Source organism: Mordavella massiliensis (assembly GCF_016901695.1).
GTDB lineage: Bacteria > Bacillota > Clostridia > Lachnospirales > Lachnospiraceae > Claveliimonas > Claveliimonas massiliensis_A.
On record NZ_JACJKS010000029.1, the window covers coordinates 1 to 12598 of the forward strand.

The 12598-nt window shown below is 52.5% G+C and carries 5 protein-coding genes; 2 read left to right on the forward strand and 3 right to left on the reverse strand.

All coding sequences use genetic code 11. The annotated features are described in order from the left end of the window. Positions 1-929 (forward strand): transposase (locus tag H6A20_RS12465; protein ID WP_204907435.1); only part of this gene is annotated, 929 nt, incomplete at its 5' end. A 215-nt stretch (positions 930-1144) separates the two neighbouring features. Here H6A20_RS12465 and H6A20_RS12470 read toward each other — a convergent pair. The 3 genes from H6A20_RS12470 to H6A20_RS12480 form a co-directional block, all read right to left on the reverse strand. After that, a complete protein-coding gene (locus tag H6A20_RS12470) occupies positions 1145-3229 on the reverse strand; it encodes a ribonuclease P Rpr2/Rpp21/SNM1 subunit (protein WP_204907436.1) in 2085 nt (694 codons plus the stop codon). A 150-nt stretch (positions 3230-3379) separates the two neighbouring features. Continuing rightward, positions 3380-5449, reverse strand: coding sequence for an RNA polymerase sigma factor (locus tag H6A20_RS12475; RefSeq protein WP_204907437.1), 2070 nt, complete (start codon positions 5447-5449; stop codon positions 3380-3382). A gap of 137 nt (positions 5450-5586) precedes the next feature. Beyond that, complete coding sequence (locus H6A20_RS12480) at positions 5587-6834, reverse strand: FAD-dependent oxidoreductase (RefSeq protein WP_204907438.1); 1248 nt, start codon at positions 6832-6834, stop codon at positions 5587-5589. 248 nt (positions 6835-7082) lie between these two features. On the opposite strand from H6A20_RS12480, the gene H6A20_RS12485 reads away from it, so the two are divergent. Beyond that, positions 7083-12314 (forward strand): Ig-like domain repeat protein, encoded by a 5232-nt coding sequence (locus H6A20_RS12485; protein ID WP_204907439.1) that lies wholly within the window; start codon positions 7083-7085, stop codon positions 12312-12314. Positions 12315-12598: the final 284 nt, after the last annotated feature.

Here is a 12598-nt window from a genome sequence, read left to right on the forward strand (position 1 = left end):
AGCTCTACGAGGAACTGGAGGAATGCGGGATCCGTCTGATGGAATATAAGGAATGTTTTGAGATCATGGGGAAAGACCGCAACAGCTATTCCAAAACAGACCTGGAAGCGACATTCATGCGGATGAAAGAAGATCATATGATGAACGGGCAGTTAAAACCGGCATACAATGTCCAGATCGCAGTAGAGAATTACTTCATCGTCCACGGATATGTGAGCAATGACCGGACGGACTATAATACGCTGATCCCGGTTCTGGAAAAGCACCAGAACGCGTTTGGGGATATGTTGGAAGCGGTGACTGCCGACAGCGGCTACTGCAGTGAAAAGAACCTGCTGTATCTCAAAGAGAATGAGATCAAAAGCTTCGTCAAACTCCAGGACCATGAGAAACGGAAAACCCGTGCTTACAGAGAAGAGATCGGAAAGTATTACAACATGACATACGCGGTCTTTGAAGATGAGCATTATTACATCTGCCTTGACGGAAGGGAGCTCCGCCATATCCGGACGGAAAGCAAAGAGCAGGACGGCTATACCCAGACGGTGGAGGTCTATGGCTGTGCGGACTGCAGCGGCTGTGAGCATAAATCCAGATGTCTTTACAGATACAATGCGGAAAAGGATTCCGATCGGAATAAAGTGATGAAGATCAACGAACAGTGGGAGGAGCTGAAGGAAGAGTCCCATGCGAACATCCAGAGTGAAGAAGGGATCATGAAACGGCAGACACGTTCAATCCAGACAGAAGGACACTTTGGAGATATCAAAGAGAATGAACACTTCCGGCGGTTTAACTACCGTTCGGGGGAAAAAGTGTATAAAGAGTTCATGCTGTATGTGATCGGTCGTAACATCTTGAAATACCATCGCTTTTTGCATCATGAAATCGAGAAATACGAAGGGAAAAAGGATCAGAAAGCCGCTTAAGAGATGGAGCGCTCCTCAAAATCCAAACAAGGGACTTTTGCGTCCTAAAATACGAAGAAGAAAAAGGAAGAGACAGTCTGACAAAGGATCCGGTTCTTAAAAAAGGCCGAACTCCTGGGATTGTCTCTTCCTTGCATGTCAGGGGTTAAAATTCGGTATTAACCGACAACCCCATTTTCGGACAAATTTTTGTATGCTTCTTTTCAGACGCGCTCTTACTTCTTCTTTCTTACAGCCATTCCTGCGCAGCCTGCCGCAAGGGAGGCTGAAAGAAGGAGGAGGATCAGCGTCAGATTGTTTGTATCCCCGGTCTTTACAGCTTTTGTCCCAGCGTGATCCTGGGAAGGAGTTCCCTGTGCGCTGCCTGCAGAGAAGCCTTCTTCTGTGGAACTGCCGGAACCGCTTCCAGAACCGCCAGAGCCGCCGGTACCTCCGCCGGGCTGCTCACTGGTCTTTGCCGTATACACTGCGTAAGAAGAAAAGTGGTCTGTGGTGAAGACAGCCGTGCCCGCACTGTAGGATACGGCGCCTTTGTCTTCTGTGGATCCGTCCTCTGCCAGATAGCAGGCCTTGAGCTGACGGCCTGTCATATCCGCGGGGAGATCGTAGGGCAGGCGGACGGTGGCAGTTCCGTCAAAGTCGTGGAGCGCCTCGGACTTTTCAATCGTACCATCGGCGCTGTAGGTGACGGCCTGCAGGGTGACATCAAATACCTTTACGTCATCGGACAGGGAGGCTGCTGTCTTCTGCTGGGCCTCTGTCAGGTCTTCTGTGTCCGCCTCGCCGGAGGTGATGAGAACGGTCTCATATCCGGCGGCGAGAGCCTGCTCTGAGAGGGAAGCCAGGGCCTCGGAAGAAAATCCGATCTGCATATCATCCTTAAGTGAAAGCTCGTACACAGTCTCCTGGCCGCAGCGTGTGCAGGTGTAGATGATCTTATTTTCCTGGGAGGTGTCTGCTGTCCACTGGTGCCCGGAAGGAATGAGGACAGTGCCGCAGCGTGTACACAGTGTGTCTTTTGAGCAGTCTGTGTTGCCGTCGGAGGTATGGCCAAGGGCGGGCTGTATGTCCCGTGTCTCTGTAGCCATGCACTTGGAACAGGTGTAGAGGGTGTACCCCTCCTCTGTACAGGTTGGTCCAACCACCGTTCCTGCCACCCAGTCGTGGTCGCACTGCAGTCCCTCCACCCAGCTTTTCCAGATGGTGACTGTATCGGCCAGATAGCCTCTCTCCAGCGCAAGGTCCAGACCGTCATCAATATAGGGCCAGGTGTAATCTACAACAATTGTGGGCCAGTTATAGGGGAAACCTGCCTCATCCGACGGGGCAAACAGTTTCAGGGTCCCGTCTCCCGTGATGGAGGCGCTGGGACTGAGGGAAGAAATCTCCGAGCTGGGCTGCATGTTCAGCACGCCTTCAGAGCCAAGCTGCACTTCCGCGCGGCCGGCGTCGGCCGTGTCATCCCCTGAGAGCAGCATGAGACTTGTCACTGCCAGCTCCCCGTCGATGCGCAGGATACCCACCGTGTCCGCGCCTGAGTGGGAGGGGGATACATATATCTGGCTGCAGGTCAGTTTGCTGCCAGCGGGGACGGTGAGGGTGCCGCTGCTCACCTGCACATTGGAGAGGACGGTTATATCTCCTGAGATGACCGCATCGGCCTGGGTGCCGCTGTATCTGCCGTTGACAGTGATGGAGGTGGACTGGGGCAGCGTGACGCCCTCGCCGCACAGCGTTCCCCCAAGCTGGATGCCGCCGCTTCCATTCACAATGGCGCCGGAGGCAAGGGTCAGGGTTTTGCCGGGTTCCACATAGGTGGAGCCGTAGGTGTCGATGGTCAGCGTTCCGCCGCTCTCGACTGTCATATTGGAAAAGTTGCTGCCGTTGTTCTGGGCGACAAACTGACCGCCATCCTTTACGGTCACATTGCCCCTCACAGAGCCGGTCACGTAGTTGGTCTCAGTGATCTGTTTGACCTCATTTTTCCATACGCCCTCTATGGAAAGATTGCCGTTGACCTGGGCATGGTTCAGAACGGTGACGTTCTCCGGGATCACCCAGGTGCCATTTACATACAGGTTCTTTTCAATGGTGATAGTGACTTCTTCCTCGGGCCAGGTGAATCCCTGAGATGCGGAGATCTCAAAGCCATACCCGAACTGATCCCCCGGATACCGCTCAATGAAATCGCACCACTCTTCATAGCTGTGAGCCATGTAAGCTGCGGCAAACGACGTCACAGGCAGCATGGAGACGACCAGGCAGATGCCCAGGAGCAGTCCTGTTATCCGTTTTCTCATATAGAAAACCCTCCTCACATATTTTTTTGGCTGTCTATCCGTCTTGAAGGGCGGACAGACCTGCTTAAAAAATAGCATGTAAAAGGAGGGCTATCAACATGGTAAATACTAACATTTTCAAAGACATAGTCTTGTTTCCGGTCGGAGAGATCACTCCACCGTCAGAGGGATGGCGGGCTCTACATTCCAGCGGTAGTTGACGCCGTCCCGGCCTGAGTGGAAGGGGTCATCGGAGGTCAGGCAGAAGGAGGATGGGTCGCGGGTGAAGGTGTCCAGGCGCACAAGAAGCTCTATGACCTGTGGATCGTCCTCGAGGAATGACTTTCCAATACTGCTGCCTGCGTTGCAGATATGGCTGCTGTCCGGGAGGAAATCTGTCTTCTGGCTGAGAAAGAGATCAAAGATCTCCGGCCCGGAGGTATCTGTCTGAGGCTTCAGGCAGATTTTCCAGGCCCGTTCTCCCGGGCAGTCAGAGGCAGACACATAGGTGCCGGGGATCCGCTGGCCCGGTACAAGAGGGATGGGGGTCACGCTGTCCACAGTGATGCTGCCGCTCCCTACAGTCCAGCTTTTGTCCTCCCATGTGCATGTCTCCAGATCAATGGGGATGGAGAAATCTTCCGGAAGGACAGAACTCAGGTACAGATAGGGGATGTGGAGCGTGTAGTTCCCCGGTGGGACAGGGCCGAAATCCCAGTCGTAGTAATCCTTGGTGGTGGCGCCGGGGCTGTACTGCACGCAGGTGCCAGTATAGACAGAACCGTCTTCGCCTGCAAGGGCAATCTCGCCCTCACCTTTTGAACCGTAGGAGCCCCAGATCAGGGAAGAAAGGATGGCCGGCACGCCATCGGCGGAGAAGGGACAAAGTGAGACGACCAGAGAGCCATTTTCCCGACGGGGAACAGCAAGGATGCTGTAGTCATCTCCCAACTCATACAGAAGGTTTCCGGTCTCCTGTACCGGTGCGGGCGTCAGCGTAAAGGGGATACCCAGCTCACAGGGGATCTGCGCCAGTGACTCCTGGGAGAGGGTGGAGGTAAGAGAAAGCTCTACGGAGCTATCCTGCCGGGGGAGGTCTACGCCGGAAAAGACAAGGCAGGTCCACTGATAGTCCGGTCCCGTGTGGCGCGTAGAGGCGCTGACTGTGTCGGCGAGGAGCAGGTCCTCCTGGTAGATACTGCAAAAGTCCGGCAGCAACGCCAGGTAGCTGAGATTCGGGAAATACCGGGACGCCAGCTCGGAGAAGGAGCCTTCCCTTGCCTGTATGAGGAAGGAGACTTTGAGATTTCCCTCTGCATAGACAGCGTCCTCCAGAATGCCGGTGACGTACTCTGTCTCGAAATGCACTTCCTCTGCAAGAGAGTAGGCAGTCGTGTCCGGAGACAGGACAGGGCCGTAGCCGTCTACCCAGGAGTGAGGAATGTCCCAGCTGTCATCTTCCGAGCTGGAGAAGGAGTCCCCCGGGACTGCGGAGCCGGTCTCCTCCCGGGAAACCGCCTCAGGTGTCCCGCTGTCCGGTTGGGAGAGGGGACGGTCGGAGGAGAGGAACAGAGGTCTGGGCTTATCCTTACCATTTTTGTCGTCCTCTTCCGGCGGCTCGCCCTCTCCAACAAGGATCTCCCAGAGAGATGGAATGATATTGTAGTGGCGCAGCACACAGTAGGTGCAGGCGGACAGGAGTAGCAGCGCCAGGAGGATGAGAGAGAGGAGCATGGAACGGCGCAGCTTTTTCAGACTGCGGTGGTGGCGCTTTTTTACGGTCTCGTAGGGAAGTCCTAAGGAGGCGGCGATCTCTTTTGTGGTCATGCCGCCGTAGTATTTCATGCGGATGAGAGCTGCCTCCTCCGGCTGCAGCGTCTCCATGGCTTTCTCCACATCTGCGCGGAGCTCTGACAGGGAGATCTGCTGGTCCTCCGGGCACGACAATGCGGCTGCCGTGGACAGAGCTGTCTGCTGCTGCTCCTTCCGGTAGCGGGAGATGGCCAGATTTCTTGTGATGACAGACAGGTAGAGGGGCAGGGATGCCCTGCCTGGGTCGTATTTGTCCCGCTGGAAATAAAAGCGGGTAAAGGCTTCGTTGACGCATTCTTTTATATCCTCGGGATCGTGGAGATACCTGGACGCTATATGCCAGATGAGCCCTGTGTACTGCTCCATCAGGAGAGCCAGTCCCTGCTGGGGACTCTTGGCGAGCTTTGCCAGTATCTGCTGGTCGTTCAAGGCGTGCGTGTGCATGGAAATGTATTCCCCCTCTTTTTTGCCTGCGCGGATGCTGTGGCAGTCATAATAAAAAATCATATCACAGGGGTGACAGGGGCATCAACAAGGTGAAACTTAACCGAAATGGGAGCTTGCTTTTATATCAGCGCTCCCTGGCGCTCCAGCTCGGCCCGGATCGCCGCTGTGTCATGATCGCCCCGGCCTGTGCTGAGCGCAGCGGCCACGCCGGCAGCCTGTCCGGTGGCAAATCCTGTGGCCATGACGCGGATGGAGGAAGCCGCGATCAGGTCAGCGGAGATGATCCTGCCGCCGCACCACAGGTTTTTCATGCCTTTTGGCCGCAGACAGGGGAGAGGGATGTCAAAATATTTGGCGCCCCGCTCCTCCCCGAAGACCACGTCCTTGCTGCCCAGATGAAGCTCCGCGCCCCAGCCGCCTCTGGCGATCCCGGTGTCCGGATATTTGCGTGAAGTCTTTACATCCTCGCGGCAGAGCTGATACTCCCCTGCAATGCGGCGGCTTTCCCGGTAACCCATGCGAGGCCCGGAGTAGATGAGGTAAGAGTTTTCAAACCCGGGGAGATATCTGCGGAAGGCTTCCGCGTAGAGGTGTACCTGTCTGCGGCCCTCCATCTCGTATTTTGTCTGTGTCGCGGCATCCAGTCCCGGGATCTGCATGCTGATGATATTTACCGTGTAGTCATCTGTATCCTGGGCCCGGCATACTGTGCCGTAGGATGCGGAAAAGCCGGTCATTCCGTCGGCTATGGCCTGTTCTACAGCCGCCTTGATCCTGGCTGGAGAATAGTCCATCCCGTGCCGGACATTTCCCATGCGGAAGACAAGACAGCCGCTCTGGTCACAGTGAAATTCTACAGGCGCCCCTGCCATGGCGGACAGGTTGGCCTCACCGCTGGCATCTACATAGACTTCAGCCTCCACGGTAAAAAGGCCGGCATCGTCTGCGCAGGTGAGACGGCGGATACGTCCGCCCTCTGTGTCCGCCTGGACCACCTGGCAGCAGAGCAGATAATCCACGCCGGACTCCTCCACCAGCTCATCAAGCGCCAGCTTTGTATATTCCGGGTCCTGCGGCACGTAGAGATTTCCTGTGGGAGAGTAGGTGAAGCCGTCGAAGCGTCCCATGGAGTGCAGCTTGTCCAGGACCCTTTGCCCTACACCCTTTACCACCTGTTTCCAGTCGTCTCCGTTGGTACAGAAACCGCAGTAGGCGTGGACCTGTGAATGAGTGGCCTGGCCGCCAAAGTACGGATTTCTCTCCAGAAGGAGCACTTTTGCGCCTGCATCGTGGGCGCCGATGGCAGCGGCAATCCCTGCCGAACCGCCGCCCACAACAGCCACATCGCAGCTTAGATTTCGTTTCATAAAAAAACTCCTTTCTGTCATGGATTTCTGATAAGAAAATTATAAAAAAGCAGAGATGGAACGTCAATCTCTGCGGCATGCTTCCGCTGGATTATTTCTTTGTTGAATGTGTCAGAAAACAGAGGATATTTATTGACAATATACCAAGGGAGGGGTATTATGAAAATAATATGGGAAAGTGCACCCGGGGGAGTATGACATGAGCAAATAGAACCTGTAAATATAAGAAAAAAAGGAGGAACTACTTTATGAGAGGAAGAAGGAGGAGGATCTTAGCCTTTGTCCTGTCCGCGGCGCTTGCGTGCAGTATGATGCCCTTTTCCGCAAGTACCGTGTCGGCAGAAGAACCGGCACAGGAGCAGGATACAGAGATCCTCACGGAAACCGATGTCATAGTACCTGAAGATCCGGGACTGCCGGATAATGAAGAGCTGCTGGACGGGTATGTGATGAACATACTGGGACTTAACAGCGATATCTCCACACTGGCCAACTATGGCGACAAAGTGTTGAATGAGCAGGAGAAGGCAATCTATGATCAGTTGAAAACGAGCATTGCGGGAATCGCGGCGAATGGCGGTTCGACGGAGTTCACATTTTCATGGACATTTACGTATGCAGAGTTAGGACTTGATGGCATGCCATCAACGATTACGGATGATATTAAAGCTAAGATTTCAGAAAAGATAGGAGATATTAATAAAGTCATAGATGTACTACTTGTAGATTGTCCCTATGAACTGTATTGGTTTGATAAGACCAGAGGCTGGAGTGCACATGATTTATATTCATGGGATGTGAAAGGTATTACTCTTAACAGAGTCCTTTCTTTATATGTCTCTGATAATTATGGAGGAAACAACAATGAATTTATGGTAGATGCCTCCCGTGCTCAGTCCGCTGCTGCCGCAGCGGCCAAAGCAAAAGAAATCGTTGACAAATATAAGGATGCATCGGACTACCAAAAGCTGCTGGGATATAAAGAGGAAATATGTAAACTGACAGATTACAATCACGGTGCGGCGGACAATGCCGGTACACCTTATGGGGACCCGTGGCAGTTGGTCTATGTCTTTGACGGCGATAAGGATACCACGGTAGTATGCGAAGGGTATGCCAAGGCGTTCCAGTATCTCTGTGATCTGACGAAATTTGATACATCTTCTATAGTTTGCTATACGATAACAGGGATAATGGCAGGAGGAACGGGCGCTGGCGGCCATATGTGGAATATCGTCACTATGCCGGACGGTCAGAATTACTTGGTGGACGTGACGAACAGTGACGATGGTACGATCGGAAGTGACGGGACACTGTTCCTGGCAGGCGGCAATGGCTCTGTGGACAATGGATATTCATTCTCGAACAAGTCGGGATATTCAATAACATACAGCTATGATGCAGAAACGACTTCTCTGTATGGCTCCGGCGCAGACAGTATCCTGAACCTCGCTTCTGCGGCTTACGATCCGGATGCAGTAACCCCGCTTTCTGTACAGCTGGAAAGCTCAGAGGTGGCTTATGGAACAGACGTGGTGCTGCATGTGACAGGCAGTCCCGGTAAAGGGGTAAAGGTTTATTCCGGAGATGCTGAAATCGGGGATTGGGAACTTGTAAATGGCGCGCTGGATATAGAACTCAATACTTTAAAATACGGTTTTTCTCCAATAGAAGATCCTCAGGAAGAGATATATACACCAGGCAAGTATACTTTGACAGTACAGTATGCAGATGTCGAAGTCACAGAGGCCCAGGAAGTCACATTTACGGTTGACTACTACACAGACGAAAGTAATCCTACTGCATATAGTCCGACAGAGCAGAGCGAAGACTATTGGTACAAGTCAGATGTCATTTTGCAGCCGCCTCAGGGATACAGTATTGCAGATACCGCAAAGGCAGATACAGAGTGGGGGAATGAGATTACTGTCGCAGGAGAAGGAGAAATTTTCAAGACCTATTATCTTAGGAATTTGAATACGGGAGCGATTGTCAGAGGATATGCTAAGTTTTCAATCGACAAGACCGCTCCGACTGAACTGAAAGCAGACGTTTCTGTGCAGGATACCTCCGCCACAGTGAATGCTTCTGCAGAAGACACACTCTCTGGCATCAAGAGCTACAGCCTGACTTATGATAAGGGAGGCTCCGCAGCTCCGAATATTGCACATCAGGGAAATGGCAAGTTTTCCATCACAGGGATGGAGCCGCAGAAAGAATATCAATTTACGCTGACCGTTACTGACAAAGCGGACAATACATCGAGCATTACCGTGGCAGTGTCCACGTCAGGCAAACTGAGCCTGGCCGGTGCAGTTGTCACAGTAACAGAGGCAGACGGCTATGTGTATGACGGGACAAAAAAAGTTGTCTCCAAAGATAATGTGTCAGTGACACTGAACGGGGAAACTGTTCCGGAGACGGAGTATGAAGTAGCATTCGGGGATGATCTGATCAGCGCCGGGACTGTGACAGTTACCGTGACAGCGAAAGACAACAGTGAAAACTATACAGGAACAGCTGAGGGAAGTTTTGAGATCGCAAAGAGGGATGTGACCATTACAGCCCGGGACCAGGCTATCACCTACGGAGAGACCATCGATGAGGGTATAGGGCAGGTAGAAGCAGCCGGCCTGGCTAAAGGAGATGCGGTTGCATCTGTGAAGCTGTCAGCTGACACATCGAAAGTCACAGACAATGGCATGATCACTGTGGCAGACGCAGAGATCCAAAATGCGGCCAAGAGTGATGTGACCGGAAACTATAATATCGCCTATAAACCGGGCAAACTGACAGTTAAGAAAGCACAGAGCAGCATTGGCTTTGCAGATACTTACCAGACAACAAAGGATTACGACACAAAGCCTTTTGCAGTTCCAACAGAAAAGGAACTGGAAATCAAAGGCGCTTCTTACGAGGATGTAGTCTTCACCTGGTATGACAGTACAGGGAACACCGCCCTCCAGGGAGCTCCTGTAGATGCAGGTACGTATGTACTAAAAGCATCCATACCGTATTCGGAAAACATGACGGCATCCAGAGCTGAAAAACAGATTGAGATCAAAAAGATTACTATTGCAGAGTCTGAGCAGTTTACCTTCCCGGACTGGCCGGAAAGGGGCTATGTGTATGACGGCACAGCAAAAGAGCCGGCAGTCGTTGTGTGGATCGACAAGGAGAAGACTGTACAGCTCCCGGCAGAGGAGTATACAGTAGAGTATGTAAATAACGTAAATGCCGGAAATGGCGCGCAGGTGGTCATCAAGAGTACAGAGTACAGTAAAAACTGCACGATCGATTATACAAAACTGTTCTCCATATCCCCTGCCTCCACGTCCATCCGTCTGGATGTCCCGGAGACAGCAGTCTATGGAGAGGATATTTCTCTTGTCGCTGTGCTGACAGGTATCAGCGAGACCGATATGCCGACTGGCAGCGTGACATTCACGGTGGATCAAAAAGAATACACCGTGGACATCGTCAATGGAAGGGCAGTTCTCCCGGCGGAAAAACTGTCTGGCATTCCTGCCGGTGACTATGCAGTGGCAGTCTCCTATCCGGGCAAGGGCAACTATGCCGGAGCAAAGGCTGAAGGGACTCTGTCAGTTCAGAAGGCAGACCCGGATGTGGGAACAGTGACCTGCGCAAATGACGTGCTCTATACAAGCACTTCCTGGAAAGATGTGCAGCTTCAGATGACAGGAAGCGCCAAGGGAACGCTCTCGCTGAATGAGACTACTCTCCAGGCAGGCACGGAGTTATATACATGGACATTTGTGCCGGAGGATACAGACAATTATAACAGTGTGACAGGATCTATAGAACTGACAGTCCAGGCTGTGACTGTGGATCGCATAGAAGTGAGCGGCAAACTGGAGCAGACCGAATACGTATACGGGGACACTGTGGATCTTGCAGGTGTTACCGTTACGGCTGTCTATGTAAATGGCGACAGAAAAGTCCTGACAGACAATGAAATGGAGATCCGCTATGAGCATGGTGCGTTCCTGTGGGCGGGAGACACATCCGTGACAGTGGCGTACACAGAAGCAGGCGAGACCCACACAGCGAAGATCAACGGCCTGACTGTATCCGAGAAGACAGTGGAAGAGCCGGACATCAGGCTTGCCATCCCGGAAGGCGGATATATCTACGACGGAACGGAAAAAGAGCCTGCGGTAACTGTGTATGCAGGAGGACTTCTGATCCCCGATTCCGAATATACAGTGACTTATGAAAATAATGTAAATGCCGGAGAAGCAAAGGTGATCGTGGCAGACAGAGAGGGCGGCAATTTCATTGTAAATGGCACAGCCTCCTTTGAGATCGGAAAAGCGGCCCAGGCTGTGCTTGCCATTACGGGAATGCCGGCGGGAACCATTTCCTACGGAGATGTCTTCACCCTCCAGACATCCGGCGGTTCCGGTGAGGGAAAAGTAACCTGGGAAGTGATAGAAGGCACAGAGTTTGCTGCGATAAGTGAGGACGGAACCGTGACGGTCAAGGGAGTCGGACCGGTGACTGTCAAAGCTGTAAAGGCAGCAGATCAGAATTATGCGGAGACATATGCTGTGTGGAGCTTTGATGCCGGAAAGGCCAATCCGGATGTGGGAGACGTGTCCTACAATGGCGAAACACTCTATTCCACAGATGATCCGACAGGCGTGCAGCTTGACAAGACCGGAGAGGCGGCAGGTACGCTGAAGCTGGCAGACGGCACCGTATTTGAACTGGACCGCACAGAATATGTGTGGGTATTTATCCCGGAAGATACAGAGCATTACAATGAAGTGTCCGGCACCATTGACCTGGCGATCCAGGCAAATCCGCCGGCGGCTATGAAGATTACAGGTACGCCGGACAGATCCGGGTACAGCTACGGTGATCCGTTTGATCCGACTGGCCTGACGGTTGAGATCACTTATAAAAACGGACTTGTGAGAACAATCCCGGCCTCCGCTCTGGGTATCGTGTATGAACAAGGTTCCTTCCTGGCGGTGGGAGATGAGTCCGTTACCGTTACCTACGCACACGACGGGGAAGAGGTATCTGCGGTGATCACAGGACTGACCGTGACAGAGAAGAAAGTGGCAGACCCGACAGTGGAACTTGAAAAAGACACGTACATCTACGACGGAACGGCAAAGAAGCCGGGCGTCACCGTAAAAGACGGCAGCACAGTCATTCCGGCTGATGAGTATACGGTCACCTACACAGACAATGTGAGTGTGGGAACTGCTTCTGTGACCATTACAGACAATGAAGGCGGAAATTATGAGATCGCAGAGAAGACAGTGACATTCCGGATCGTTGCGAAAGAGCAGTCTGGCGGTCAGAATGGCAGCCAGACAGGAACTGGCGGTGACAAAGCAGTTAAGACCGGCGACAGCACAGGGATCATGCTCTGGCTGATGCTCGCAGCCATGTCCGGCTTCTCGGTGGCAGGCGCTTATGCGTGGAGAAAGCGCAGGAGAGTGTAGCGGCTCGCGGTAGAAAGAGAGTACAAGAACTTTAACAAGAATTATTGATATAAGAATATCTGATGATATGCAAGAAAGGGGCTGTCGGGAAATAGATAGTCTAAATCAGGGGCAGACGTGACTCGCATGAGTCACGTCTGCCCCTGAAATTTATCCTCTAAAAAGAGAAAAAGATGGCTAACGACAACCATCTTCCTCTCCGTTCCATGTTATAATGGAACTATGCTAAAACAAGATTATTATAACGATTTTTTTGAGTTTGGGCAACAGAAAATTAACTTCAG

What these genes read in the sequence shown, in the direction of transcription:
- H6A20_RS12485 (WP_204907439.1), top strand. Translation starts at nt 7,083, where the DNA reads ATGAGAGGAAGAAGGAGGAGGATCTTAGCCTTTGTCCTGTCCGCGGCG.
- H6A20_RS12470 (WP_204907436.1), bottom strand. Translation starts at nt 3,229, where the DNA reads ATGAGAAAACGGATAACAGGACTGCTCCTGGGCATCTGCCTGGTCGTC.
- H6A20_RS12480 (WP_204907438.1), bottom strand. Translation starts at nt 6,834, where the DNA reads ATGAAACGAAATCTAAGCTGCGATGTGGCTGTTGTGGGCGGCGGTTCG.